Raw genomic sequence first — 25,346 nt, 5'->3', positions numbered from 1 at the left:
GGACGACCCGGCGAAGCGCACAGCAACGGATTGATTATCGGATGACCGACGAGGAAGTACTGGCGGAATTCAGGGCGGCGGGGGCGCTGCTCGAAGGGCATTTCATCCTTTCCTCCGGCCGGCGCAGCGCCAACTACCTGCAATGCGCGCGCGTCCTGATGAACGCGGAGCGGGCGGGGCGGCTCGCCCGCGCCGTCGTCCACAAGCTGCCGCGCGAATTGCGGCAGGAGATCGAACTGGTGGTTTCTCCCGCGATGGGCGGCCTGATCATCGGCCATGAGATCGGCCGGGCGCTGGACAAGGACGCCGTCTTCCTGGAGCGGCCCGAGGGCACGTTCGAGCTGCGCCGCGGTTTCACCATCGCGCCGGGGCAGAAGGTGCTGATGGTGGAGGACGTCGTCACCACCGGCCTTTCCTCCCGCCAGGCGATCGATGCGGTGGCGGAGGCCGGCGGCGTGGTGATCGCGGAGGCGGCGCTGGTCGACCGGTCCGCGGGCGAGGTCGATCTGGGCGTGCCCTTCTATCCGCTCGTCAGCATCAACTTCCCGGTCTACGACGCCGACGCCCTGCCGCCCGAGCTGGCGGCGATCCCGGCGATCAAGCCCGGCAGCCGGAAGCAGTAGCGCCTTGGCCGCCGCATCGCCCCTGCGCCTGGGCGTCAATATCGACCATGTGGCGACGATCCGCAACGCGCGCGGCGGCGCCCATCCCGATCCGGTCGAGGCGGCGCTGCTGGCGGTGAAAGCGGGCGCGGACGGCATCACCGCACATCTGCGCGAGGACCGGCGCCATATCCGCGACGAGGATATCGCCACGCTGATGGCGGCTCTCACCGTACCGCTGAACCTGGAGATGGCGGCGACACAGGAAATGCTCGGCATCGCGCTGAAGCATCGGCCGCACGCCGCTTGCATCGTGCCGGAGAAGCGGGAAGAACGCACGACCGAGGGGGGCCTGGACGCCGCCGGCCAGTTCGATGCACTGCGCCCGATCGTGGCCGCGCTGGGCGAGGCGGGTGTGCGCGTCAGCCTGTTCATCGAACCCGACGCCGCGCAGATCGACGCCGCGATCCGGTTGGGTGCGCCGGTGGTGGAGTTCCACACGGGCGCCTACGCCCATCTCGACGGCTCCGCCCGGGCCGCCGAACTGCGCAGAATCGCCGATGCGGCTGCGCTGGCGGCGAAGAACGGCATAGAGCCCCACGCCGGCCATGGCCTGACCTTCGACAATGTCGCGCCGATCGCCGCCATCCCGCAGATCGCCGAACTCAATATCGGCCATTTCCTGATCGGCGAAGCGATCTTCGGCGGCCTGGAGGGCAGCATCCGCGAAATGCGGCGGCAGATGGATCTGGCGCGGTGAATCTTCTCCAACATCCTCCCCTGCAAGGGGAGGGGGACCGCCCGCGCAGCGGGTGGTGGGTGCGTGTCGCCCTATCGAGAGGGGGACACCCCTCCGTCAACCCTTCGGGTTGCCACCTCCCCTTGCAGGGGAGGATGACCACGTGATTATCGGTCTCGGCTCCGACCTCTGCAATATCGAGCGCATCCAGAATTCGCTCGACCGGTTCGGCGAGCGGTTCGAGCGGCGCTGCTTCACCGATGTCGAGCGGGCCAAGGCGAACCGCCGGCCCTTCACCAAGGCGGGCACGCTCGCCAAGCGCTTCGCTGCCAAGGAGGCCTTTTCCAAGGCCGTCGGCACCGGCTTCAACCGCGGCGTCTTCATGAAGGACATCGGCGTCGTGAACGCGCGCAGCGGCGCTCCGACGCTGGCGCTGGAGGGCGGCGCGCTGGCCGCACTGGAGGCGCTGGTCCCCGCCGGGTACCGCCCCGTCGTTCACCTGACGCTCACCGACGACCATCCATGGGCCCAGGCCTTCGTCATCATAGAGGCGCTGCCGCTGTAAGGGCGGTTGCACCGCGCGTCCCATTCCCTATCCTGCAAGGCCCATCATGACGGCAGCCCCCATGTCCGAAACCGATCCCGCCTCGACGACGCCCACGCCCGAGGCCGATGCGCCCAAGCAGGGCGTCAACTGGTGGCAGGAGGCGAAGAGCATCCTGCTCCTGATCCTCGCCGTCCTCGCCTTCCACAGCTTCGTCGCCAAGCCCTTCTACATCCCCAGCGAATCCATGATGCCCGTGCTGCTGAAGGGCGACCGGCTGGTGGTGAGCAAATTCCCCTATGGCTGGTCCTATGTCTCGCCCAGCTTCCACCCCCTGCCCTTCCTGAAGGGCCGGATCTTCGGCCATCTGCCCGAACGCGGCGACATCGTCATCGTATCGCCCGCCAACCGGCGCGAGGATTATATCAAGCGTGTGATCGGCCTGCCCGGCGACGTGATCGAGGTGCGCGGCGGACAGGTGATCCTGAACGGCGTCCCCGTGCCGCAGAAGGCGCTGAAGCCGATGCGCATCCCGGTGGACGGCAACGCCCCCTGCCCGCCGCTCCAGTTCCCCGGCGCCCGGGTCACGGGCAAGGACGGCAAGGATTATTGCGAGCTTCCCGTGCGGCAGGAAGTGCTGCCCAACGGCAAGACCTATATCACGATCGACATGGGGCCGAGCCCGCTCGACTGGTACGGTCCGGTGCGCGTGCCGGAAAACCATGTCTTCCTGATGGGCGACAATCGCGACAACAGCGCCGACAGCCGCGCGCCGCTGGAGGAAAACGGCCTGGGCGGCCCGGTGCCGTGGGAGGCGATCGGCGGGCGCGCGGAGTTCATCACCTTCAGCCTGGACGGCGACGCGACCTGGAACCCGATCAGCTGGTTCCATTCGCTGCGCGGCGGCCGCGCGGGGAACAGCCTGAGACCCGCGAGCGTTACCCCCGCATCCTAGCAGTCATCAGCGGGGCCGGGGCTTGAGCGGCAAGCATATCCATATCGAGGAACCCGGCCCGAGCGAACTGCGCAGCCCCCTCGTCCAGCACGAAATGAAGCGCGCCGGCGTGTGGATCGGCATGGGAATCGCGGTCGCGCTGGTCGTGCTGCTGGCCCAGCCGATCATGCTGATCCTGGGCGCTCTGGTGCTGACGTCGATGATGGACGGGGGCACGCGCCTGCTGGGCCGGGTGCTGCCGGTGGGGCGCGGGTGGCGCCTCGCCATCATATTGTTCGCCGCCTTCGCCTTCCTCGCCTACACCTTCTACCTGACCGGTTCCAGCCTGGGGGCGCAGGCGCAGGCAATGCGGGTCATCGTCGAGGCGCAGGTCAGCCGCATCGGCGGCTGGCTCCAACAGATCGGCGTCACAACCACCCCGGGGGATTTGAAGAGCCTCGCGCAGCAGGCCATGAGTTCGCTGGGACGGGTGACCGCGGCGGTCGGGACGGTCGTGGGCGTCGTCACCAGCGGGGTCATGATGCTGGTCCTTGCCATCTTCATCGCGGTGGAGCCCAAGCTCTACGAGCGCGGCGTCGCCTGGATGCTGCCGATGGGAAGGCGCACCCGCTTCTACCGGATCGCCGACCGCATGGCGTGGACCCTGCGGCGGCTGATGTTCGGGCGGATCGTCGGCATGACGGTCGAAGGGGTCGGCACCTGGCTGCTGCTCTGGGCGGGCGGCGTGCCGATGGCGGCGCTGTTGGGCATATTGACGGGGCTGTTCGCCTTCCTGCCCAATATCGGGTCGATCATTTCGGGCGTGCTGATCGTGCTGGTCGGCTTTTCCGCCGGGTCGGACACGGGGCTCTACGCGTTCGGCGTCTATCTCGCCGTGCAGATCATCGACGGCTATCTGATCGTGCCGATGGTGGCGAAGCGTGCCACGGACCTTGCCCCCGCGCTGGTACTGGGCGCGCAGATCCTGTTCGGGGCATTGTTCGGCATATTGGGCCTGTTCCTGGCCGACCCCATCGTCGCGATGCTCAAGGTCTATCTGGAGGAACGGTCCAAGGCACTGGAGGCGGAACGAGAGGGGAGCAGCCTGATCGAGGTCGCGCCGGGCCGGCCCTGACGCAAAAAAGGGTCCGCAAGGCGGACCCCTCGATGCTCCCCTTCAGGGACGATCACTGCGCGGGGACGGCGCCCTGCTGCTGCATCATCTGCTGCATGCGCATGATGTCGGCGCGCGACTTGAAGTCGTGAAGCTGGATGTCGAAGACCAGCACGGAATTGGCCGGGATCGGACCGGTCGCCTGCTCGCCATAGCCGAGCTGCGGCGGGATCCACAGGCGGTACTTGCCGCCCTTCTTCATCTTCTGCAGGCCTTCGGAGAAGCCCGGCACGACACCGTCGACCGGCATCGGCGCCTGCGGGTTCTCGTCGAACACCGTGCCGTCGAGCAGCGTGCCCTTATAGCCCACCAGCGCGACGTCGGCGGTCGTGGGGCTCGGCCCCTCGCCTTCCTCCAGCACCTTGTACTGCAGGCCCGACGGAGTCGTGATCACGCCTGCCTCGCCACTGTTGTGCGCCAGGAAACCCGCGGGCGACATTTTCACGCCCTGCTGCCCCGCCCAGGCGAGACCGGCGGCGGCGAGCGCCACGGCGGCGACGCCGATCCAGAGCCGCGTCAGCGACCCCTTGGCGATAGGACGAAGGGGAACGGCCGTCGTGGACATGGGATACGCCTCGGAAGGATGGAGTCAGGCTCGACAGGAAGCGCGGGACGCACCGCGCCCCGGCAGGATGTCCTTAACGGACGCCGTCGCGCTCGGCGCGCTTGCGCTCCAGCTTGCGCGCGCGGCGAACCGCCGCCGCCTTCTCGCGGGCACGCTTTTCCGACGGCTTCTCGTAATGACGGCGCAGCTTCATCTCGCGATACACGCCCTCGCGCTGCAGCTTCTTCTTGAGCGCGCGCAGGGCCTGGTCGACATTATTGTCGCGAACGATGATTTGCATAAGCCAGTCAATCTCCAGTCGAATACGGGCGGTGCGCCGGGGACGAACGCCCTTCCCGACGGGCCTACCGAAATACAATAGCCATGAGTCGTCGCAGGTCATCCTGCGCCGTGCGGCCCGCGCCCTAACAGCAGAGTCGCGCGAATTCAACCCCAAAGCCATTTCGCTCGACTTGCGCGGCGTGCGGCGCGATACTCCCGTCGCATAAAGACAAAGGAGGATCGCCATGGCCACAGCCATACAGCATCATGCCCAGCCGTCCGCGCAGGAACGCGAGGCACGCCGCCAGCTCGCCGCCTGCTATCGCATCTTCGACCATATGGGCTGGTCGGAACTGATCTACAATCACATCACCCTGCGCGTACCAGGCGAGGAGGGCGCGTTCCTGATCAACCCGTTCGGCCTGCATTATTCGGAAGTGACGGCGTCGAACCTGGTGAAGATCGACCTCGACGGCAATGTGCTCGACGGCAGTCCCTATCCGGTCAACCGCGCGGGATTCGTCCAGCACAGCGTGTTTCACCGCCACCTGCCCGACGCCCATTGCATCATCCACACCCACACCACGGCAGCCATGGCGGTGAGCGCCACGCGGGAGGGGCTGCGTCCCACCAATTTCTACGCCGCGGCCTTTGCGGGGCGGATCGCCTATCATGACTTCGAAGGGGTGACGATCCGGCCGGAGGAAGGCGAACGGCTGATCGCCAATCTCGGCCAGCGGCGGGTGATGATGCTGCGCAACCACGGCGCGCTGGTGATGGCGCCGACCCTGCCCGCCGCCTTCCTGATGTACTGGATCCTCCAGCGCGCCTGCGAGATCCAGGTTGCGACCGGGTCGGCCGGCACGCCCGTCGATATCCCGGACGAGGTGATCGCCGTGCACCAGCGCGACCTGGCCGGCATGCAGCTGCCGACGGGGCCGGGGGTGCCCGATTTCGAGGCAATGGTGCGCGTGATCGACCGGATCGATCCGGGCTGGAAGGAATAAGGGAGCCGCTCAGTTGCCGGTATAAAGTTCCCCGATCGACAGGCTCGCCTGGCGACCGGGCGCTGCGAGCAGCACCTTGATCGGATCGACGAGCCGCATGGCCGACCGCTGGTTCTCCACGGTGCGCAGCAGCAGCCGGAACGATTCGGGCGGCTGCGGGGTCAGCAGCGCCACGACATGGTCGGCGCCATAGGGCGCCACCACCTGACTTTCGAGCAGCGGCAGCGACTGGCCCGGCGCCAGCTTCCCGTCGCCGTCGGCCGGCGTTACGGGATAAAGCCGCTGCACGGTGCCGTCGGACGCCACATTGAAGACGGTGGCATAGCGGTCCGATGGGGCGGCGTCCTCCTGCGGGGGGCGCTGGACGAGGGCGAGGGTGACGGGCGCGCCGGACGGATAGCGCGCGCCATTTTCCAGCGGGCCGATCATCAGCCGGGCGCGCTCCTCCGTCAGGAAGGGGCGCAGGGCCTGCATCGCGCCCCATTTGTCGATCACGCCGCGCACCTGCGCCGCGCCCTTCACATTCTGCGCCACGACATCGCCGGTCCGGCGGAGCATGGTCTGCTGCGCCGCGTCCCACACGAAATCCGCGCCCTTGCCGTCTGGCAGGATGCGCCAGGGGTGGTCGCCCGTCACGGAGGCGCGCGCCTTGAGGTCTGCGACATAAAGGCCGGGAAGCGGCGGCGGAACGGGCGGGGTGGGAGGTGGCGGGGCGGTGGCGAACAGGCCCTGCCCTTCCCGGCCGGGCGGGATCACAATGTTGCTTTCCTGCCGCTGCCCGCTCAGCATCCGCACCTGCTGGTTGAGATAGGCCCCGAGCTCGCCCATCGATACAGTGCCGTCGGCGTTCTGATCCGCCGCCAGGGTACGGCCGTCCGCGCCGGCTGTGGTCATCCCCTGCTCGAAGGACCAGGTGAGGAAGCCGCGCGTCGGCGCGCCGGCCGCCGGCAGGCTGTCTTCCCAGGCGATCTGGTCGTCGCGGGCGGCGGCGATGAAGAAGAGGTTGGGCAGGTCGTCCCTGTCCACTGTGCTGGCCGTGCCGTCCGCACTGGCCAGCACGCTCGCGAATCGGGGCGCCGGCCGGGCGCCCAAGGCGATGGTGCGGCTGCCCAGCGTTAGCCGGGGCGTCATGCCCATCGCGCGCGGGTCGGCGGATCGGTGCATGGTGCCCGAATGACAGGTGTCGGCCATCATCAGCACCTGCACCCCGCGCGGGACATAGCGAGCCAGCCAGCTGTAGAAGTCCTTGTCGACGATGTAGCGTTCCGGATCCTCGCGATCGGGGTCGAAGCCAGGAAGCGGCACGAACTGATCGGTGTCACCGTCGCGCGTGTTCTTGACCGCCGCATCGGCCAGCGCGCCATGGCCGGTATAGTAGAAGAAGATCCAGTCGCCCGGCTTCGAGCGAAGGCCCAGCGCATGGAGCGCCGTTTCCACCGTGGTGCGGCTCACCCCCTCGTTCCGCAACACGGTGACGTCGGTGGCGCCCTGGCCCCGGACCAGCATCTCCATCGCCTGCAGGTCGTTTTCGGGACCGGCGAGGTCCATGATCTGCGCCGATCCGAACTTCCACGCGCCCACCAGCAAGGCACGCGTTTCCGCCAGCGCATAACCTGGGTTAAGAAACGATAGAAGAAGGGTGTAAATTACTGTGACCCATCGCCCCCATCGGACTACTGGCATTTGTTCCCCCACGCTTTTCTGTTGCCTCCCCAGACGAATGACCATAATCAGAGCATGCTGTAGGGGGCAATAACTATATGAAGACTCGGAGTGGATCGGGGCGCACTCGGTTGCTGACCCTGTCTATTGTTTCTGTTGTATTTTCATGGACTTCCGCGTCACCCGGCGCTTGGGCGCAAGCCGCCGATCCGGCGGAAAAGCCGTCCACCAGCGCCAGCGGACGCGGCGTGCGGATCATCGCAGCGGAACCGCCGTCGCCAGCGCCCATCGCCCACCCGCCGCAGGTGACTCCTGCCAGCGCGCAGGCCGTTGAACCGGCCCGAACGGCTGTAACGGGCGGGACCGCGCCCACACGCACGCCGGCGGCGACCCCCTCGGTCCTCAAGCCCTGCGACCGCCCTGTGGCGAAACCGGCGTTGCGCTTCGGCGACCCCGCCGGTTTCGACCGGATGCTCCGCACCAAGCTGCGCGGATCACGGGCCGTGGTGGTCGACATGGACACGCCCTATCCCGCCGCGAAGGAGGCGCCCGCGCCGCTCGGCGCGTGGCTGAACGAGGTCGCGCAGAGCGGCGGATCGGTCAGCGTCAGCCCCTATTGCCAGAAGGGGCGCGGCTTCGGCGGCTTCTTCGCCAAGCTGTTCGGCGGCGGCCCCGCCGAACCGTACAAGGCGGCACGCAAATATGACGCCGTGCTGCATGTCGATGCGTTGGACCAGGTCGTCACCCAGGTCGAGTTCACCCCGCGCAAAAGCAAGAAATGACAGGGGTGCCCGGCTTATTGCGACGCGGGGGCTTCCGCCTGCTCGTGCTTGCCTGCGCCCTGCTGCTCGCCGGCCAGGCCAGGGCGGCGGACGAGCCTCGCCTGGCGCTGGTGATCGTCAACGGCGCTTACCAGTCCTTCGACCGGCTGGGCGCAACCTATGCCGACGGCGAGAAGATCGCGACGGCGCTCAATGCCACCGGCTTCGTCGATGCGTCGGGCGAAGGGCCGGTGCAGGTCCGCCGCGACCTGTCGCGGGAGGCGATGCTGCAGGCGATCGCGCAATTCCGCGAGAAGCTGGCAGCAGCCGGCCCCAAGGCGTTCGGCACGCTTTATTTCTCCGGTCATGGCGCGGCCCTGGGCAGCTATGGCGACGTGATGCTGCTGCCGGTCGATGCCAGCCGCGACGTGAGCGCGGAGACCGCAACCCTGACCCGCGCGGCCCTGACCCGCAACCTGCTGGAATCGGGTGCGAAGACCGTGCTGATCGTGCTCGACATGTGCCGCAACGTGCTGTCGGCGCCACCCCCCGCCCTCGTCCAGACGATCGCGACGGAAACGGGGGTGGATGCCGGCGCGGTGGGCGAACTGGCGGGCAGCAAGGGGCTGCGTCGCATGGTGCGCGCGCCGCAGGCCGCGATTCGGCCGGACCAGGGCTATCTGGTCGCCTTCTCCACCAGCCCCGATCAGGTCGCCTTCGACGACGGCATCTTCTCCAAGGTGCTGGCAGAGGAGATGCGCCGGCCGCAACAGAACATCGCCGATGCGCTGAAGCGCGTGTCGGACCGGGTGGCGCTCTCCTCCGGCAAGAATTTCCAGAAGCCGACCTTCGACTATGGCCTCCAGGGTGCGCCGCCCTGCTTCATTTCCTGCGACCGGTCCTCGAACGACCGCTTCTACGATTGCGCCAATTGCCCGTGGATGCGTGCGATTCCCGCCGGAATCACTGCCTACGGCTCGCCCCCGTCCGAACCGGGGCGCGGCGGCGACGAGCCCGTCCAGGCGGACGTGAAGATCGACCGCCCCTTCGCCATCGGCGTCTATGAGGTGACCGTCGCCGAATGGTCCGCCTGCGTGAGGGACAATGCCTGTCCGAAACTGGGCAATTGGGCGAAGGAAAATCCCAACCCGCTGATCCCCGCGACGGACATCAGCTATGAGGATGCGCAGGCCTTCCTCGCCTGGATATCGGTTCAGTCGGGCCGCGCCTATCGCCTGCCCACCGAGCAGGAATGGGAATATGCCGATCGCGGTGGCGCGCAGACAGCCTTTCCCTGGGGCGACGACATCGGCCCGTCCCAGGCCAATTACGATCACACCGCGAGCTATCGGGGGTCGGACACGGCGCCCTATCGCGGTTACCCGGAGGTGGTGAGCGGCTATCCGCCCAATGCCTTCGGTCTCAACCAGATGCAGGGCAATGTGTGGGAATGGACGTCGGGATGCACCGACCCGTCCTGCCGCGCGCGGATCATCCGCGGCGGATCCTTCCAGAGCGCGCCGGGGGAACTGCGGTCGGCGAACCGCTTCACCCTGCCGCCGGGAAAGCGACGGCAGGATGCGGGACTGCGCGTTGTGCGCGACCTGGAGGCGGACGAGGCGGGCAACGCGTCCTGACGATGAGGGGAATGCGGACCCGAAGAGGGTGAGGGTCCGATAAAATGGGGGAAAATGAAATGAAGATGCTTCTGACGGCCGGCGCGACGCTGGCCATCCTGCCCGCAACGGCGGGTGCGGCGCCCTATCTGGCAACGGTGGGTAGTCCCAACAGCCTGCAGCACACAGCGGTCAGCACCGCGCTCAACCTCAGTGACCTGGATCCGGTGGAGACGGTCGATTCGTCCGGCTTCGACATGGAGGGCGACGCGGACACGATCGGCGGCGCCTTCACCTACTGGGGCTCGGCGGGGCAGGAAGGACAGCGCTACGAGTTGCGCTACCAGAAGGCGTTCCGGCCCTTCGAGGGCAGCCGGGCGCGGGTGCTGGTCGATCCCGTGCTCAACATCCTTCACGCCAATGACGTCGGCACCGCGACGATGGGGACGTTGTCGACCGGGATCGAGCTGCCCGTGCAGCCCAACTGGCTGATCACGCCGCGCATCGCCTATGGCGTGACCGACGCGGGCGCCAGCTTCGGATCGACCAGCAGCGACATCCTGACGCTGTCCGCCACCAGTCGCTACAAGCTGGCGCAGGTGGGACGCGGCGACCTGACGATTGGCAACATGGTCGCCTGGTCGACCACGACCGACTGGGGCCTGGGCCGTGATCCGGCGGTCTATGTGAAGGAGAATGTCGTCACCTTCCGCAACGGCCTCGCCTACCAGTTGCCGTTCAAGGGGCGGATGTTCGGCGGGCGGCAGGGGTCGCTCCGCGTCAGCTATGTCTGGACCAAGCTCACCGACGACCCGCAATCCTATGAAGACGTGCACGAGGCGGCGATCAGCATCGGCGTGCGCACGCGCGAGGCCGAGCAGCGGGGCCGCGCCGAGCAGCTGCGCATCGGCCTGATCTACACCCACGGCACGAACAGCTTCTCCCACGATTTCGACTATGACGCGGTGACGCTCACGGTCGGATATCGCTTCTGACGGAGGGGGAGCCATGAAGCGTCGTCTGCTGAACGGGGGAGCGCCGCTGTTGCTGGCGCTATGCGCCATGCCGCTGAGTGCGCAGCCGGCCGAGGAACCGGTGTTCATGACCGGCGCGGAGCCGGTGTCGCCCGAAGCCTATGCGAAGCTGCCCAAGCAGGCGCGCTTCCGCGCCTATCTTCCCAAGCGGGTCGACCTGTCCAACGCCTATCCGCCGCCCGGGTCGCAGGGGCGTCAGCCCAATTGCGTCGCCTGGGCGACGACCTATGCGGCCCGTACCTTCCTCAATTTCCGCGACCGGGACGTGCAGCCCGCTTCCCCGTCGGACCAGATGAGCCCGGCCTATGTCTATAACCGGTTGCGCCCACCCGGTTCGCCCTGCACCGGTACCATCTCCATCGTCCAGGCGCTGACCCTGCTGCAGAACGAAGGAACGGTGAGCCTCGCGGACTTCCCCGACGACATCAGCAAATGCGCCATCCCAGCGCCCGAGGAGCTGAAGACGCGGGCGAGCAACTATCGCCTGCTCGACTGGCGGGCGGTGGACCGCGAGGTCAAGGACGACTGGCGCACGCCGATCATCCTGGACGATGTGAAGGGCGCGCTGTCGCGCGGCGCGCCGGTCATCTTCGCCATGCCCGCGCCCACCGATTTCAAGGCGTTCCGGGGCGACGGCATCTATCGCCGGGCCGAAAAACCCGAAGCCCTGTACCACGCGATGGCGATCGTCGGTTATGACGAGGACCGCCAGGCGCTACGCATCATGAACAGCTGGGGTCCGGTCTGGGGCGACAAGGGCTATGCCTGGATGGACTACGACACCTTCAAGCTGATGGCGGGCGAGGCCTATTCGCTGGAAGCGCCCGCGGCACCCGCCCCCGAACTGCCGCCGCCGCCCAAGAGCGACCAGCAACGCTTCGCCGAAGCCGTGTCGGCCATGCCCTGCGGCGCGGTGACGGTGACGCCATCGGCGCAGGGCATGCTCGTGTCCGGCTTTTCCGGCGACGCTTCCGCGGTCGAAGCGTTGCACGCGCTGGCGCTGAAGGCGGATCCCGCCACCCGGTGGCAGGTGCGCCACCTGCCCTGGCCCCAGTGCGAGGCGGCGCTGACGCTGGCGCCGTCGATGGCGCGGCCGGGCACGGCCATCGCGACCCTCTCGGCCACCGGGGACACCCGGCCGGGCGATCCGGTGGCGATGCGGGAAGGCGACCTGTTCGGCGTCAGCGCGACGACCACGGCGGAACGGCCTTGGCTCAGCATCATCTATCTGCAGGCGGACGGCAGCGCGGTCGAGCTGCGGCGCGGCCGGCCGGAGCCCGACGGCAAGGGCGAACGGCGCATGACGATCGGCCTCAGCAGGACCGAGCAGCGCTTCGCGGTGGCGCCGCCCTATGGCGACGAGCTGCTGATCGCGATCGCCTCCGCCCGGCCGCTGTTCGCGGACGGCGAGGTGATCGACGGGACCGAGCGCCAGTTCCTGACGCGGCTGCGCGCGCGGCTCGCCGCCCGTCGCGACGACAATGTCTCGGCCGCGCTGGTGCGGCTCAAGACCCGCGACTGAAGCGTCCGGACGGCGCGCCGAAGCCGCCGCCGCCAGGCGTCTCGATGACGAAGGCGTCTCCCGGCTGAAGCTCTGCCGTGGCGGTGGCGCCCAGCGCTTCGACGCTGCCGTCCGCGCGCTCCACCCAGTTGCGACCGGGCGCTCCCGGCGCGCCGCCCGCGATGCCGAAGGGCGGGACGGTGCGCCGGTTGGCGAGGATGCCCGCCGTCATCGCCTCGCGGAAGCGGACCCGCCGGGTCGCGCCGTCGCCGCCCCGCTGCGCCCCTTCCCCGCCCGATTCGGCACGGATGGAGAATTCCTCCAACAGCACGGGGAAGCGGGTCTCCAATATCTCCGGATCGGTCAGGCGGCTGTTGGTCATGTGGGTCTGGACCACGGCGGTGCCGTCGAAGTCCGGACCCGCGCCGGACCCGCCCGCGATCGTCTCATAATATTGATACCGGTCGTTGCCGAAGGTGAAGTTGTTCATCGTGCCCTGCGATCCCGCCATCACACCGAGCGCGCCGAACAGGGCGTCCGTCACCACCTGGCTGGTCTCGACATTGCCCGCCACCACGGCGGCATCGGGATCGGGGCGCAGCATGGACCCTTCGGGGACGAGGATGGTGACGGGCTTCAGGCAGCCGTCGTTCATCGGCACGGCCTCGTCGATCAGCGTACGCACGACATAGAGCACGGCGGCGCGCACCACGGAAAGCGGCGCATTGAAATTGCCCGGCAATTGCGGGGAGGTGCCGGCAAAGTCGATCGTCGCTTCCTCGGCCTTACGGTCGATGCGGACAGCGACCCGGACGACCGCGCCATTGTCCATCGGATAGGCGAAGGTGCCGTCGGACAGGCGGCCGATCAGGCGGCGCACGGCCGCTTCGGCATGGTCCTGCACATGGCCCATATAGGCGGCGACGATTTCCTTCCCATAATCGGCGCAAATGCGGCGCAGCTCCGACGCGCCCTTCGCACAGGCGGCGATCTGGGCCGACAGGTCGGCGATGTTGCGGTCGATGGCGCGCGCGGGCCAGGGACCGCTCGCCAGCAACGCGCGGACGTCGGCCTCCAGGAACGTGCCCCGGTCGACGACCAGCACATTCTCGAGGACGATGCCTTCCTCAGCCAAGGTGCGACTGCCGGGCGGCATGGACCCGGGCGTGATGCCGCCGATGTCGGCATGATGGCCCCGCGCGGCGACATAGAAGTCGGGCGCGGCCGATCCGTCGGCGAACACCGGCATGACCACGGTGACGTCGGGCAGATGCGTGCCGCCGTCATAGGGCGCATTGAGCGCATAGACGTCGCCGGGCAGCATCCCGCGCCCGTCGAGCGGCGCGCCGTCCGCCCCCGTGCCCCGGCGGCGCATGACCGCGCGGATGCTTTCGCCCATGCTGCCCAGATGCACCGGCATGTGCGGGGCGTTAGCCACCAGATTGCCCTGCGCGTCGAACAAGGCGCAGGAGAAATCGAGCCGCTCGCGGATGTTGACCGAGGAGGCGCTGTGCTGGAGCGCGGCACCCATTTCCTCGGCGATCGCCATGAAGAGGCCGCTCATCACCTCCAGCCGCACCGGATCCGCGGCGGTGCCGTCCTGTACCGCCGTGATCATGCGCGGCGCATGGCGGGTGAGGATGAGGTTGCCGATCGCGTCGAGCTGCGCTCGCCAGCCTGGTTCCACCGCCGTCGTGGAGACCGGGTCGACGATCAGCGCCGGCCCGTCGATGATGCTGTCCCGCGCCAGTCCCGCCCGGTCGAACAGCGGCGCGCGCAGCACGGCGCCGGCGGACGCAAAGTCGACCTCGGCCAGCGGCGGAGCGGCAACGGGCGCGAAAGCGGCGACCGGACCCATTTCCTCCGACGTCGGAGCGATCGCCTCCACCCGCGCCATGTCGGCGACCACCTGCCCCGCGCCCTCATAGCCGAAGCGGGCGCGATGCTGCGCGGCGAAGGCTGCGAGCATGTCGGGAAGATTGCCCAGCGGCACGTCGAACAGGCTGTCCGCGCCGGCATAGCGCAGACGCAGCACCGTCTCGATCCGGTCGGCCTCGGGCAGCTCCGCCTTCGCCGCGTCGGCCATGGCGGCAAGCGCAGCATCCAGCGCCTCGGCATGGGCCGGCTCCAGCGGGATCGCCAAGGTCCGCTCCACCACCGCGCGCCGGTCGGCCAGGCCCATGCCATAGGCCGAAAGCACGCCGGCCAACGGATGGATCATCACCCGGTCCATGCCCAGCGCGTCGGCGACCAGGCAGGCATGCTGCCCCCCGGCCCCACCGAAGCTGGCGAGCGTGTAGCGGGTCACATCATGCCCGCGCGCGACGGAGATGCGCTTGATCGCGTTGGCCATGTTGGCGACGGCCACGGCGATGAAACCCTCGGCTGCCTGCTGCGGTGTCATGCTGTGGCCGGTCTGCGCCTCGACCTCCGCGCACAGGTCGGCAAAGCGCGCCTCCACGGCGGCGCGGTCCAGCGGCTGGTCGCCCTGGGGTCCGAAGATGGCGGGAAAGAAAGCGGGCTGGACCTTGCCGAGCAGCAGGTTGCAGTCGGTCACGGTCAGCGGCCCGCCGCGCCGGTAGCAGGCCGGGCCGGGATCGGCCCCGGCGGATTCCGGCCCGACGCGGAAGCGGCCGTCGACCACGCTGCACACCGACCCGCCGCCCGCCGCGATGGTGTGGATGCGCATCATCGGCGCGCGCAACCGCACCCCGGCGACCCGCGCCTCATTGTCGCGCTCATAGCTGCCGGCATAATGCGACACGTCGGTTGATGTGCCGCCCATGTCAAAGCCGATCACCTGGCCGAAGCCCGCCTGCTCCGCCGTCCGCGCCAGCCCGACGATGCCCCCTGCCGGGCCTGACAGCACCGCATCCTTGCCCCGAAAGGCGTCGCCGCGCGTCAGGCCCCCGTTCGACTGCATGAACAGCAGGTCGGCGCCCTCGCCCAACGCGGCGCCCAGCCCGTCGACATAGCGCCGCAGCGTCGGGGACAGATAGGCGTCGGCCAGCGTGGTGTCGCCCCGCCCGACCAGCTTGATCAGGGGCGCTGTGGCGTGGCTCGCCGCGACCTCGGTAAAGCCGATCTCCCGCGCGATCTGCGCCACTGCCTGCTCATGGGCGCTGTGGCGGTATCCGTGCATCAGCACGATCGCGACGCCGCGCAGCCCCCGGTCGAAGGCGGCGCGCAGCACAGCCCGCGCCTGCACATGGTCCAGCGGCCGGACGACCTCGCCCTCGGCGTCGATCCGCTCGTCGATCTCTACGACATCGGCATGCAGCGGGTCGGGCAGGACGATGTGCCGCGCGAACAGCTCCGGCCGTTCCTGCGTGCCGATCCGCAGCGCGTCGCGGAAGCCGCGCGTCGTCGCCAGCAGCACCGGCTCGCCCTTCCGCTCCAGCAACGCATTGGTCGCGATCGTCGTGCCGATGCGCAGCGTGCAGGCCGGGATCGCACCATCCGCCGCGCCGGTCAGCCTGCGTACGGCCTCCACCGCCGCGTCGGCATAGCGGCCCGGATCGCTCGACAGCAGCTTGGCCGTATGCAGCGCGCCGTCGGGGTCGCGCGCCACCACATCGGTGAAGGTGCCGCCACGGTCGATCCAGAATTGCCAGGTCATGGCGCCCCTGATGACGGCGCGGCCGCGTCTTTACAAGGCGGCTGGCGCCCAGAATCCGGCCAGCTGGCGAACGGAGGCTTCGGCGGCGGCGCGGTCGGGCTCTTCGTTCGCATCATTATAGCCGAACCATTCGTCGGCACCGGTTTCCTGCACCACGATACCGTCGCGGCGCGCCAGCATGGAGAGCGAGTGGTAATAGACGCCGTAGGTCACGCCGGGCTCGGGGATCAGCCAGGCGATCTGCCCACGCACCGGCACGATGCTCTCGTCGCGCCACAGCGCCCGCGCGCCATAACCGGTGCAGTTGATGACGACCTTCTGCTTCAGGGCGGACAGATCACCCGGCTCGTGGAACTCCATCGGCACGATCCGGCCGCCCGCGATCAGGAAGTCGGTCATCAGTTGATGCGCGAGGTCGGCGACGTTGAAGGTCAGCGAGCTGTTGCGGCGGACGAAGGGCGCGGCGAAGCCATGCGTGCCCGGCGCCAGCTCGACCGGACGCGGGCTGATGTCGGCCAGTCGATCCTCCAGATGTAGGAAATCGTCGGGCCGCTCCACAGTCGGCGCGGCGCGCCGGGGCGCCGAAGGCGTGTCTGACAGGGTGTAGCGATCCGTCCATTCCACCGGGTCGCCCGGCAGGCCGAGCAGGCTCTGGTACATGGAGAAGGACGTGCGGGCCATGCGTTCCCAGCGGTCACCGAAGCCGGCATCGACCGCCTTTTCCATCGCCACGCGCGAATCGGGCGACCATGTGCCGGTCGCACGGGCGGAACGGACATGGGGGAACTGCTCCTTGGCGTAGATGGTGACGGCGGCGCCCGCGCGCTGCGCCGTCAGCGCGGCAGTGAGGCCGAGCGCGCCCGCGCCGATCACCGCGACCTCCCGCACCCCGTCCGCCAGCGCCATCGCGACCGCCACTTCCGCCGACCCCCAGGACAGCGACCAGCCGCTGCCGCCATGGCCGTAATTGTGGACGACCCGCTTGCGCCCGACCTGCTCGACTTCGATCCGCGGCCCCGCGGCGCGGAAGGGGCGCAGGCACACGGTGATGCGGAACAGGCGATCGGGGGTCGCACGAATCGGGCCGGGCGCACGCCACGCCTCCGCTGCCGAGGCAAGGCCGCCCGGCATCAGCGACAACGCCCCCAGTCCCGCCGTGCCCCGAGTCAGAAATGACCGTCTGTCCATGCCGTGCCTCCCTGTTGCAGCAATGATAGGACGAGCGACCGGCGATTTTCCACCTTTCCTTCAGGCGGATGGACAAGAGGAGGGGAGGAACATATCATGAACTCATGTCCTCCCTTTCCACCCGGCAGAAGCTGGAAATCCTGGCCGATGCGGCCAAATATGACGCCTCCTGCGCCTCGTCCGGCACGACGAAGCGCGACAGCCGGTCGGGAAAGCGCAGCGGCATCGGGTCGACCGAGGGCATGGGCATCTGCCATGCCTATGCGCCGGACGGCCGGTGCATATCGCTGCTGAAGATCCTGCTGACCAACAGCTGCATCTTCGACTGCCATTACTGCATCAACCGGCGGTCGAGCGACGTCCGGCGCGCGCGCTTCACCGTGAAGGAAGTCGTGGACCTCACGCTCAGCTTCTATCGCCGCAACTATATCGAGGGACTGTTCCTCTCCTCCGGCATCATCCGGTCCTGCGACTATACGATGGAGCAGCTCGTCGCGGTGGCGCGCGCGCTGCGGGAGGAGCATGACTTCCGCGGCTATATCCACCTCAAGACCATTCCCGACGCCGACCCCGAACTGGCGCGGCAAGCCGGACTTTATGCCGACCGGCTGTCGATCAATGTCGAGCTGCCGAGCGAGGCGGGACTGAAGCGCCTGGCGCCGGAAAAGGATGGCGGCCGCATCGAAGGCGCGATGGCGCGGATGAAGAGCGCGATCGAGGACGGGACGGACGCAAGGAAGCGCTACCGCCACGCCCCCCGCTTCGCGCCTGCCGGACAATCCACGCAGATGATCGTCGGCGCCGACGGGGCGGACGACCGCGCGATCATCGGCCGCGCCAGCCTGCTCTACGATCGCCATCGCCTGCGCCGCGTCTATTACAGCGCCTTTTCCCCCATCCCCTCGGCCAGCGCAGTACTGCCGCTGCGACGCCCGCCGTTGATGCGCGAGCATCGCCTCTACCAGTCGGACTGGATGATGCGCTTCTACGGCTATTCCGCCGGCGAGGTGGCCGCCGCCACCGATGCCGCGACGGGCTGCCTGCCGCTCGACATCGATCCGAAGCTCGCCTGGGCGCTGCGCCACCGCCACGCCTTCCGGTCGACGTCAATCGCGCGCCGCGCGAGCTGCTGCTGCGCGTGCCGGGGCTGGGCGTGAAAGCGGTGGGCCGCATCCTTGCCAGCCGCCGGCACCGCCGGCTGCGGCTGGACGACGTCGCGCGGCTCACCAGCTCCATTGCCCGGATCAGGCCCTTCCTGGTTGCAGCAGACTGGCGCCCGGTGCAACTCGCCGATCGGGCAGACCTGGCGCTGCGGCCCACGCCCCCGGACCAACAACTGGAACTGTTCGCGCAATTTCCGGTTGATCCTGTGACATCTTCGTGAAATTCTGCGTGCAGCAGTCTTCAAGGGGGTCTGGGTCTTGGCGACGCATTATACCATGGAACCGGCCGGTCGGCGGATCGGCTTCGCAAAGCGCATCAGTTCGCATCTCGCGGCAGCGCTCGTCATTTTCTGTCTCCTGCAGATCGGCATCGTGGCCAGGATGGGGGGATCGCTGGTCCTCCATCTCGGCATCGTCGTCGCGATCGGCGGCTTCGCCATCGCGGCGCGCGGGCTGGAGCGGCGCTGGGAGCTGCTGGACGCGAGCGACCTGTCACGCAGCGGCCTCGCGCTGCGCTACCGGCGCGACCTGCTGCAGATATGGGGCGCCAGCATACTGGGCGCGCTGCTCTGGATTCCGGTGGCGATCATCTTCCGCGCACTGTTCGGCTGACCGGCCGGACCCAAATCAGCGCGGCCTCGTTGTCTCCTCCACAAGCTGAGGAGCATTGCCCATGGCCGACGCCACGATTTTCGATCGCCTGAAGCAGGATCATGACGCCCACCGCCAGCTGCTGGCGAAGATGGACGATGCCGCCGATGAGCCGGACCGGCTGGAAAAGCTGTTCGAGCAGTTCCGGGTCGAGGTGACGGCCCATGCCGCCGCGGAGGAGGAGACGCTCTACGCCACGATGCTGGCGCGCCCCGACCTGCGCGAGGATGCGCAGCACAGCGTCTCCGAGCACAAGGAGATCGACGACTATCTGGAGGAGATGGAGGATCAGGCCTTCAACGGCCCGGAATGGCGCGAGACCTTTTCCCAGCTGAAAAAGCGCTATCTCCACCATATCGAGGAGGAAGAGGAGGAAATGTTCCCCGACGCCGCGAAGGAACTGAGCGACGCAGAGGAACAGAAGCTCGCGGCGGTGTTCGCGCGCCGCAAGCCCGCCGAACTGGAGCGGGCAGCACAGCAGGACTAGGAGCCGAATGGTTCGCGCGCTGCTCGACGCGCCCGACGATTTCGAGGGCTGGCGTAAGGCAGCGCGCGGCTTCGCCCTGGCGGGGGTGAAGCCCGGCGCGATAGCTTGGCAGGTGCGGGGCGAGGCGGACGATCTCTTCGCCACGGATGCGCCACCGCCGCCCGCCGGAGCGGCGGCCTTTTCGGTGCCGCGCCCCTTTGTCGAGCTTGCGGAGAGCGCGATCCTGCATCGTGACCCTGAACGGTTCGGGCTGCTCTATGCGCTGCTGATCGCGGTCAGGGCGCGGCCCGGCATGATGGAGGACCGCGCCGATCCGCTGCTGCGGCGGGTGGAGCAGCTGGCGAAGGCGGTGCGGCGGGACATCCACAAGATGCGCGCCTTCGTCCGCTTCCGCGAGGTGGAGGACGATGGCGGATCACGCTTCGTCGCCTGGTTCGAACCCGATCACCATATCGTCCGCGCCAATGCCGGCTTCTTCGTCCGCCGCTTCGCCTCGATGCGCTGGTCGATCCTGACGCCGGAGCTCAGCATCCATTGGGACGGCGAGACGTTGACGGAGGGGCCGGGCGCCACGCGCGGCGACGCGCCGGCGAAAGACCCGGTCGAGGACATCTGGAAGGGCTATTATGCCGCGATCTTCAACCCCGCCCGGCTCAAGGTCGGCGCCATGCTGTCGGAAATGCCGCGCAAATATTGGCGCAACCTACCCGAAGCGGCGCTCATCCCCGGCCTTGTGGCAGGGGCGCAGGGCCGCGAGGCAGCCATGATCGCGGCGTCCCCCGCTCCGCCCGCACGGCCCGGCAACGCCGCGACGGCCTGGGCCGCCCTGCGCGAGGAGGCGATGGGCTGCACCCGCTGTCCCCTCTACCTCGACGCGACGCAGACGGTGTTCGGCGAAGGCCCGCTCGACGCGCCGCTGGTCTTTATCGGCGAGCAGCCGGGCGACCAGGAGGATCTGGCCGGGCGCCCCTTCGTCGGCCCCGCCGGGCAATTGTTCGACCGGGCGCTCGAGGAGGCCGGGATCGACCGCGGCCGGGCCTATGTCACCAACGCCGTCAAGCATTTCAAGCATGAACGGCGCGGCAAGCGGCGCATCCACCAGACGCCCGAGACGCCCGAGATCAACGCCTGCCGCTGGTGGCTGACGCAGGAAATCGACCTGCTGCGGCCGCGCCTGGTCGTGGCGCTGGGCGCAACGGCGGCGCGGGCGCTGCTGGGCAAGGCGGTGACGATCGGCAAGACGCGCGGCAGTCCGATCGCGCTCGAAAGTGGCGCGGAAGGCTGGGTGACGGTGCATCCCAGCTTCCTGCTGCGCCTGCCGGATCCGGCGCGCAAGGCAGAGGAGCGGGCACGGTTCGTGGAGGAATTGCGAACGATCGGCGAGCGCGCAAAAGCGTTGGCGTGAGTTCGCAGCAGCGCAAACAGCCTCTAGGTGTCGCCGCGGTCCCGCTCGGCGCCGTCCAGCGCCTTGGCCAGCTTCGCCGCCTCCCGTTCGGTCTGCTGGCGTTCCGCCTTGCTGCGGCCGAACTTCGCGCGATTGGCGGCAGCCTGCCTTTCGGCATCGGCCCGCGCCTTCGCCTTGCGCGCCATCCGCAGGTTGATGATGTCCGCCATGGCCGGCCTTATAGCGGCGAAGGCGGACGCTACACCAGCCCCAGCCGCGCCAGCTCGCCGCGCAGCACCTTGGGCATGGCGTGCAGGTCGTCGACCTCGCCCGCCGCGAGATCGGGCGGCGCGTCCTCCTCCGCCAGATAGCGCCAGCCCTGATGCGCCCGCTTGGGCATGGAGCGCACGGCGATCAGGCGCGGCTCCAGCCGGATCCAGTAACGGCCCTGCCCGGTCTCCTGGAACCCCAGGATCGGGCTGCGGCCGACCAGCATATGGCCGTGTATCCAGTAGAGCGACCCGCCCGCCAGCTCCTCGACCCGCTTGGGCAGGTAGCGGGTCGTCATCCGCGCCTCGCCCTCGTCCGCATGGCTTTCCAGCCAGGCGCGCAGGCTGTCGGGGCTTTCGCTGCGGAAGGCGATCTTGGTGAGGTGAAGGGGCATCGCAGCCTAGATGGGGCGCAAGCTCAGCCGGTCAATCCCGCCGCCGTCGCGAGGCCGAGAAAGGCGAGGAATCCCATCGAATCGGTGATCATGGTGACGAAGATCGAGGAGGCGACCGCCGGGTCGAGGTTCAGCCGGTCGAAGGCCAGCGGCACCGCCGCCCCCGCCAGGCCCGCCGTCACGATATTGGTCATCATCGCCGCCGCGATCACCACGCCCAGATGGCCATTCCAGAAGACCAGCGACACGCCGATGCCCAGCACCAGCGCCACCGTCGCCCCGTTCAGCAGCGCGACGCGAATCTCGCGCAATATGGTGCGGCGGGTGTTGGTCCCGGTGATCTGGTTGGTGGCGAGCGCGCGCACGGTCACCGCCATGGTCTGGCTGCCGGCATTGCCGCCCACGCCCGCGACGATCGGCATCAGCGTGGCGAGCGCCACCATCTTCTCGATCGTCCCTTCGAAGATACCGATGATCGTGGACGCGACCAGCGCGGTCAGCAGGTTGGTCAGCAGCCAGCGCACGCGCGCGCGATAGCTGTCCATCACCGGCTCGTTGATGTCGCCCTCGCCCGCGCCCGACAGGCGCAATATGTCCTCGCCCGCTTCCTCGGAAATGATGTGGACGATGTCATCCACCGTGATCATGCCGACCAGCCGCCCGCTGGCATCGACCACCGCGGCGGAGATCAGCGCATATTTCTGGAAGCGCAGCGCCACTTCCTCCTGATCCATATCGACCGGAATCAGCGTCTGCTCGCGCTTCATCAGGTCCGCCATGGCGATGGCGCGCGGACAGGTGAGGATCCAGGACAGCTGGCAGGTGCCGATCGGCCGGTGCTGCTCGTCCACCACGAAGATTTCCCAGAAGTCGCTCGTCAGGTCGCGATTGTCGCGCAGATAATCGATGACCTGGCCGACCGTCATATGCTCGGGCACCGCGACCAGGTCGCGCTGCATCAGGCGGCCGGCGGACTCCTCGGGATAGGACAGCGCGCTCTCGATCGCGGCGCGATCCTCCGGGTCGAGCGCGTCGAGGACGGCCTGCTGGTCCTCCTCCTCCAGGTCCTCGATGATCGCGACCGCGTCGTCGGTGTCCAGCTCGGCTGCGAACTCGGCAACCTGGCGCGGCGCCAGCGCGCCCAGCAGGTCGTCGCGCACATAGTCATTGAGCTCGGAGAGCACCTCGGCGCCGACCAGGTCGCCCAGCGCCGCCGCCACCGCGCCGCGCTCCTCCGACGGGACGAGTTCCAGCAGGTCGGCGATGTCGGCGGGATGGAGCGGCGACACCAGCTCGCGCGCGCGCTCGCCATCGCCTTCCTCCGCCGCCTCGCGCACGGCGGCGACGAATTCGGGCTTAAGCCGGTCGTCCTCGTCATGGCTGGATTCGGCTTCCTCCAGCGGGAGGTCGTCAATCCGCTCTTCGTCCGGCCGGGGTTCGGCCGTATCGGCTCGCTCGCTCATGGCGTCCCCAACTGTCCGGATCCTGTATCATCCGGCTGCTTTCGCCCATGCAGCATGGAAATGCAATATGCGCGACCGGAACTCCGCGGCGTTCCGGTCGGTAGCGCTTCCATCGCGCGCAGCAGCCTCTATATGGTCGCTGACATTCCTTCCCGACATGAGAGGATCATCATGGCCGACGAGACGCTTACCCTTACTCTAGACAGCGGCGGCGACGTCGTGATCAAGCTGCGCCCGGACCTCGCGCCCGGCCATGTGGCGCGTATCGTCGAGAATGCCAAGGAAGGCTTCTATGACGGCGTCGTGTTCCACCGCGTCATTCCCGGCTTCATGGCGCAGGGCGGGGATCCGACCGGCACCGGCATGGGCGGCCATCCCGAAAAGTCCGACCTGAAGGCCGAATTCAGCCGCGAACCGCATGTCCGCGGCGTCTGCTCGATGGCGCGCGCGTCGAACCCCAACAGCGCCAACAGCCAGTTCTTCATCTGCTTCGATGATGCGACCTTCCTCGACGGTCAGTACACCGTCTGGGGCGAGGTGACGTCGGGCATGGAATATGTCGACGCCCTGCCCAAGGGCGAGCCGCCCCGCATGCCGGGCAAGATCGTCAAGGCGACGGTGGCATAAGGCTTCGGACCTGCGCGTCAGGAACCGTATCGAGGAAAGCCCCGCCTGACCCATCCGGGTCAGGCGGGGCTTTTCATTTGGGGCGGCTTAGGGTGGGGAGCGAACCCATCCTCCGTTCGCCCTGAGCTTGTCGAAGGGCTTCCCTTCTTCTTCAGATCCAGCGCCTTGAAGAAAAGTACGGGGCTTCGACAAGCTCAGCCCGAACGGTTTTCTTTGGCCGCTCCGGCTGAATGACTGACCGGCTGACGCCGGTAGGATCATGGCGAGGGGCTGAAGCCGTTCTTGTGGCCATGTTTGTCGAGGTAACGCAGGATGATGTCATCGGTGATGTTGCCGGACGTGGTGGAGAAGTAACCGCGCTGCCAGAAGCGTGGCCCCAATAGCGCTTGCGGATGTGCTCGAACTCCTGCTGGATTTTGCGCGACGATCGCCCCTTGGCACGGCGAACGAAGTCGCTGACCGAGACATGCGGAGGGATTTCCACGAACATGTGGACATGATCGCGCGACAGTACGCCATGAACGATCGTCACGCCCATTTCGGCACAAACCTGTCGAATGATCTCCCGGACCCGCAAGCGCACCTCGCCATGCAGCACTTTGAACCGATATTTCGGCGCCCAGACCAGATGGTAGCGATGATGAAATGTCGTGTGACAACCGCTGCTGTAGCCCATAGCCTGTACCCTCGGAGAAAAATGAACCCTCGCCCTTTGGGCTGTTCATTTTTCTCCGAGGGTACAGGCTACTGGCCGAGTCTGTGGCTGAAGCCAGCATCCGACTGAAGTCGGAGGGGTTCCTCCCTCAAGGGGACTCTAAAACCCGCCATCACCGCTTCGCGGCCATTCCGTCCGTGGCGGAAATCGCCTGCAGCGGCGCCTGCGCGGGCGGCTGATAGGGCCCGATCGATTCGATGTGCCAGCGGCGTTCCTCCTCGGTCGATCCGTCGACATCGTTGGCCCGCCGAAGCGTCACCTGCCGCAGCGCATACCAGGGCTTGCCGGTCGCGGTGAGGCGTCCGAAGACCTGAACCGGCACCGTGACATAGAGCGATCCCGCCGCGCCCTCTACCGGTCCGGGTGCGCCGATATTCGCGTGGATCTCGCTGAAGCCGCGGAAGCGCGCAGCGAATCGGTCGTCGTCCTCCATGCCGATCGCGCTTTTCTGGTTCCACAGGTCCTGCGCATCGTCGAAGCGCCGTTCCTCCAGCAGCCCATAATAGCCTTCCACGACCTGCGCTGCGCCCTGCGCGCCTCTCGGGTCGATCGCCCCCTCGCCCATCGGTTCGGTCGGAACCGGCAGTCCGCCGGGCATGCCGGGCGCGGGCGGCACCAGCGGCTCGAGCACCGCCTGCGCCTCCGCCTTCAGATTATTCTCGACCTGCGTGGGATTGGCCCCGTTGGCGAGATTGTCGATCGCGCTCTCCTCCCGCCCGTCACAGGCGGGAAGCAGCATCAGCGCCGCCAGCGCGGCGATGGTCCCCCTTGCCATCCGCATCAGTCCGGCCGGCTCCGTCCGCCCGAAAAGCCGCGGCCGCGGGGGCCGTCGCCGCGCGTGGCCGGCGCCTGCCTCACGCTGGCGCCAGGCGCGGGGCGCGCGCCCCAGTCCCGCCGCGCGGGAGCCTGCCTCGGCTGGGTGTAGCGGTTGCCGCGCGACACATTGGGCTGACCTGCAGGGGGCTGGCCCATGCGATCCCCGCCG

24 protein-coding genes and 2 pseudogenes are annotated in these 25,346 nt (G+C 68.2%); 15 read left to right on the top strand and 11 right to left on the bottom strand.

Features of this window, described 5'->3' with window-relative positions; genetic code table 11:
* Positions 1-41: 41 nt before the first annotated feature.
* From pyrE to M529_RS31565, 5 genes are all read left to right on the top strand, one after another.
* Positions 42-623 (top strand): orotate phosphoribosyltransferase, encoded by a 582-nt coding sequence (gene pyrE / locus M529_RS31585; RefSeq protein WP_021317255.1) that lies wholly within the window; start codon positions 42-44, stop codon positions 621-623.
* Positions 624-627: 4 nt separating this feature from the next.
* Entirely contained in the window at positions 628-1,362 is a 735-nt protein-coding gene (locus tag M529_RS31580) for a pyridoxine 5'-phosphate synthase (RefSeq protein WP_021317254.1), read from the top strand.
* A 142-nt stretch (positions 1,363-1,504) separates the two neighbouring features.
* Positions 1,505-1,906 (top strand): holo-ACP synthase, encoded by a 402-nt coding sequence (acpS, locus tag M529_RS31575; RefSeq protein WP_021317253.1) that lies wholly within the window; start codon positions 1,505-1,507, stop codon positions 1,904-1,906.
* Between the two features lie 46 nt (positions 1,907-1,952).
* Positions 1,953-2,840: a signal peptidase I gene (gene lepB, locus M529_RS31570; RefSeq protein WP_031294695.1), complete on the top strand. Its 888-nt coding sequence runs from the start codon at positions 1,953-1,955 to the stop codon at positions 2,838-2,840.
* A gap of 22 nt (positions 2,841-2,862) precedes the next feature.
* Complete coding sequence (locus M529_RS31565) at positions 2,863-3,954, top strand: AI-2E family transporter (RefSeq protein ID WP_021317251.1); 1,092 nt, start codon at positions 2,863-2,865, stop codon at positions 3,952-3,954.
* A gap of 52 nt (positions 3,955-4,006) precedes the next feature.
* Here the strand turns inward: M529_RS31565 and M529_RS31560 are convergent, their stop codons facing one another.
* Both M529_RS31560 and rpsU read right to left on the bottom strand, forming a co-directional pair.
* Complete coding sequence (locus tag M529_RS31560; protein WP_021317250.1) at positions 4,007-4,558, bottom strand: FKBP-type peptidyl-prolyl cis-trans isomerase; 552 nt, start codon at positions 4,556-4,558, stop codon at positions 4,007-4,009.
* 73 nt (positions 4,559-4,631) lie between these two features.
* Positions 4,632-4,838, bottom strand: coding sequence for a 30S ribosomal protein S21 (gene rpsU / locus M529_RS31555; RefSeq protein WP_004208618.1), 207 nt, complete (start codon positions 4,836-4,838; stop codon positions 4,632-4,634).
* Between the two features lie 226 nt (positions 4,839-5,064).
* Between rpsU and M529_RS31550 the strand changes: the two genes are divergently transcribed.
* Entirely contained in the window at positions 5,065-5,826 is a 762-nt protein-coding gene (locus tag M529_RS31550; RefSeq protein ID WP_021317249.1) for a class II aldolase/adducin family protein, read from the top strand.
* Between the two features lie 9 nt (positions 5,827-5,835).
* Here the strand turns inward: M529_RS31550 and M529_RS31545 are convergent, their stop codons facing one another.
* Positions 5,836-7,407, bottom strand: a complete 1,572-nt coding sequence (locus M529_RS31545; RefSeq protein WP_236617660.1) for a caspase family protein — start codon at positions 7,405-7,407, stop codon at positions 5,836-5,838.
* Positions 7,408-7,736: 329 nt separating this feature from the next.
* Between M529_RS31545 and M529_RS31540 the strand changes: the two genes are divergently transcribed.
* From M529_RS31540 to M529_RS31525, 4 genes are read left to right on the top strand one after another with little or no spacing between them, the layout of a single operon-like run.
* The gene (locus M529_RS31540) at positions 7,737-8,270 is read left to right on the top strand and encodes a hypothetical protein (protein ID WP_021317247.1); all 534 of its coding nucleotides are present in this window, start codon (positions 7,737-7,739) and stop codon (positions 8,268-8,270) included.
* A gap of 17 nt (positions 8,271-8,287) precedes the next feature.
* Positions 8,288-9,886 carry an SUMF1/EgtB/PvdO family nonheme iron enzyme gene (locus M529_RS47670; RefSeq protein WP_021317246.1) on the top strand — a complete coding sequence of 533 codons (1,599 nt, stop codon included), beginning with the start codon at positions 8,288-8,290 and terminating at the stop codon, positions 9,884-9,886.
* A gap of 59 nt (positions 9,887-9,945) precedes the next feature.
* Positions 9,946-10,860: a hypothetical protein gene (locus tag M529_RS31530; RefSeq protein WP_021317245.1), complete on the top strand. Its 915-nt coding sequence runs from the start codon at positions 9,946-9,948 to the stop codon at positions 10,858-10,860.
* A gap of 13 nt (positions 10,861-10,873) precedes the next feature.
* Positions 10,874-12,421 (top strand): C1 family peptidase, encoded by a 1,548-nt coding sequence (locus M529_RS31525; protein ID WP_021317244.1) that lies wholly within the window; start codon positions 10,874-10,876, stop codon positions 12,419-12,421.
* On the opposite strand, the gene M529_RS31520 is transcribed toward M529_RS31525, so the two are convergent.
* Together M529_RS31520 and M529_RS31515 are read right to left on the bottom strand one after the other, a co-directional pair.
* Positions 12,405-16,019 (bottom strand): hydantoinase B/oxoprolinase family protein, encoded by a 3,615-nt coding sequence (locus M529_RS31520; RefSeq protein WP_021317243.1) that lies wholly within the window; start codon positions 16,017-16,019, stop codon positions 12,405-12,407. The two genes, M529_RS31525 and M529_RS31520, sit on opposite strands and share 17 nt — an antisense overlap.
* A 30-nt stretch (positions 16,020-16,049) precedes the next feature.
* A complete protein-coding gene (locus tag M529_RS31515) occupies positions 16,050-17,207 on the bottom strand; it encodes an FAD-dependent oxidoreductase (protein ID WP_031294686.1) in 1,158 nt (385 codons plus the stop codon).
* A 104-nt stretch (positions 17,208-17,311) separates the two neighbouring features.
* Here M529_RS31515 and M529_RS31510 point away from each other — a divergent pair.
* The 4 genes and pseudogenes from M529_RS31510 (at position 17,312) to M529_RS31495 (ending at position 20,913) form a co-directional block, all read left to right on the top strand.
* A pseudogene (locus tag M529_RS31510) lies at positions 17,312-18,591 on the top strand (putative DNA modification/repair radical SAM protein).
* Between the two features lie 55 nt (positions 18,592-18,646).
* Positions 18,647-18,982: a hypothetical protein gene (locus M529_RS31505; RefSeq protein ID WP_152522552.1), complete on the top strand. Its 336-nt coding sequence runs from the start codon at positions 18,647-18,649 to the stop codon at positions 18,980-18,982.
* A gap of 61 nt (positions 18,983-19,043) precedes the next feature.
* Entirely contained in the window at positions 19,044-19,508 is a 465-nt protein-coding gene (locus tag M529_RS31500) for a hemerythrin domain-containing protein (protein WP_021317240.1), read from the top strand.
* A 7-nt stretch (positions 19,509-19,515) separates the two neighbouring features.
* The gene (locus tag M529_RS31495; RefSeq protein WP_021317239.1) at positions 19,516-20,913 is read left to right on the top strand and encodes a UdgX family uracil-DNA binding protein; all 1,398 of its coding nucleotides are present in this window, start codon (positions 19,516-19,518) and stop codon (positions 20,911-20,913) included.
* Positions 20,914-20,936: 23 nt separating this feature from the next.
* Here the strand turns inward: M529_RS31495 and M529_RS31490 are convergent, their stop codons facing one another.
* Genes M529_RS31490 through mgtE form a run of 3 tightly spaced genes read right to left on the bottom strand, consistent with a single transcriptional unit; the run spans position 20,937 to position 23,019 of the window.
* Positions 20,937-21,122, bottom strand: a complete 186-nt coding sequence (locus M529_RS31490) for a DUF4169 family protein (RefSeq protein ID WP_021317238.1) — start codon at positions 21,120-21,122, stop codon at positions 20,937-20,939.
* 29 nt (positions 21,123-21,151) lie between these two features.
* Entirely contained in the window at positions 21,152-21,556 is a 405-nt protein-coding gene (locus M529_RS31485; RefSeq protein ID WP_021317237.1) for a DUF1489 family protein, read from the bottom strand.
* Between the two features lie 23 nt (positions 21,557-21,579).
* Positions 21,580-23,019, bottom strand: coding sequence for a magnesium transporter (mgtE, locus tag M529_RS31480; protein ID WP_021317236.1), 1,440 nt, complete (start codon positions 23,017-23,019; stop codon positions 21,580-21,582).
* A 171-nt stretch (positions 23,020-23,190) separates the two neighbouring features.
* Between mgtE and M529_RS0124385 the strand changes: the two genes are divergently transcribed.
* Positions 23,191-23,646, top strand: a complete 456-nt coding sequence (locus M529_RS0124385; RefSeq protein ID WP_031294684.1) for a peptidylprolyl isomerase — start codon at positions 23,191-23,193, stop codon at positions 23,644-23,646.
* 257 nt (positions 23,647-23,903) lie between these two features.
* Here the strand turns inward: M529_RS0124385 and tnpA are convergent.
* The 3 genes and pseudogenes from tnpA to M529_RS50245 all read right to left on the bottom strand — a co-directional run.
* Positions 23,904-24,322, bottom strand: a pseudogene (tnpA, locus tag M529_RS31475) (IS200/IS605 family transposase).
* A 151-nt stretch (positions 24,323-24,473) separates the two neighbouring features.
* Entirely contained in the window at positions 24,474-25,136 is a 663-nt protein-coding gene (locus tag M529_RS31470; protein WP_031294683.1) for a hypothetical protein, read from the bottom strand.
* 5 nt (positions 25,137-25,141) lie between these two features.
* Positions 25,142-25,346: hypothetical protein (locus M529_RS50245; protein ID WP_040600474.1), on the bottom strand; the 205-nt coding region annotated here is incomplete at its 5' end.

This window comes from Sphingobium ummariense RL-3, from assembly GCF_000447205.1.
GTDB lineage: Bacteria > Pseudomonadota > Alphaproteobacteria > Sphingomonadales > Sphingomonadaceae > Sphingobium > Sphingobium ummariense.
The sequence above is the reverse complement of the archived record's forward strand: the minus strand, read 5'-3'. Positions and strand labels throughout refer to the sequence as shown.

Excerpts from the sequence above, each read along its gene's own strand:
- pyrE (WP_021317255.1), top strand. The coding sequence starts at position 42 with ATGACCGACGAGGAAGTACTGGCGGAATTCAGGGCGGCGGGGGCGCTG.
- lepB (WP_031294695.1), top strand. The coding sequence starts at position 1,953 with ATGACGGCAGCCCCCATGTCCGAAACCGATCCCGCCTCGACGACGCCC.
- M529_RS31560 (WP_021317250.1), bottom strand. The coding sequence starts at position 4,558 with ATGTCCACGACGGCCGTTCCCCTTCGTCCTATCGCCAAGGGGTCGCTG.
- rpsU (WP_004208618.1), bottom strand. The coding sequence starts at position 4,838 with ATGCAAATCATCGTTCGCGACAATAATGTCGACCAGGCCCTGCGCGCG.
- M529_RS31550 (WP_021317249.1), top strand. The coding sequence starts at position 5,065 with ATGGCCACAGCCATACAGCATCATGCCCAGCCGTCCGCGCAGGAACGC.
- M529_RS31530 (WP_021317245.1), top strand. The coding sequence starts at position 9,946 with ATGAAGATGCTTCTGACGGCCGGCGCGACGCTGGCCATCCTGCCCGCA.
- M529_RS31525 (WP_021317244.1), top strand. The coding sequence starts at position 10,874 with ATGAAGCGTCGTCTGCTGAACGGGGGAGCGCCGCTGTTGCTGGCGCTA.
- M529_RS31520 (WP_021317243.1), bottom strand. The coding sequence starts at position 16,019 with ATGACCTGGCAATTCTGGATCGACCGTGGCGGCACCTTCACCGATGTG.
- M529_RS31515 (WP_031294686.1), bottom strand. The coding sequence starts at position 17,207 with ATGGACAGACGGTCATTTCTGACTCGGGGCACGGCGGGACTGGGGGCG.
- M529_RS31505 (WP_152522552.1), top strand. The coding sequence starts at position 18,647 with ATGGAACCGGCCGGTCGGCGGATCGGCTTCGCAAAGCGCATCAGTTCG.
- M529_RS31500 (WP_021317240.1), top strand. The coding sequence starts at position 19,044 with ATGGCCGACGCCACGATTTTCGATCGCCTGAAGCAGGATCATGACGCC.
- M529_RS31495 (WP_021317239.1), top strand. The coding sequence starts at position 19,516 with ATGGTTCGCGCGCTGCTCGACGCGCCCGACGATTTCGAGGGCTGGCGT.
- M529_RS31490 (WP_021317238.1), bottom strand. The coding sequence starts at position 21,122 with ATGGCGGACATCATCAACCTGCGGATGGCGCGCAAGGCGAAGGCGCGG.
- M529_RS31485 (WP_021317237.1), bottom strand. The coding sequence starts at position 21,556 with ATGCCCCTTCACCTCACCAAGATCGCCTTCCGCAGCGAAAGCCCCGAC.
- mgtE (WP_021317236.1), bottom strand. The coding sequence starts at position 23,019 with ATGAGCGAGCGAGCCGATACGGCCGAACCCCGGCCGGACGAAGAGCGG.
- M529_RS0124385 (WP_031294684.1), top strand. The coding sequence starts at position 23,191 with ATGGCCGACGAGACGCTTACCCTTACTCTAGACAGCGGCGGCGACGTC.
- M529_RS31470 (WP_031294683.1), bottom strand. The coding sequence starts at position 25,136 with ATGGCAAGGGGGACCATCGCCGCGCTGGCGGCGCTGATGCTGCTTCCC.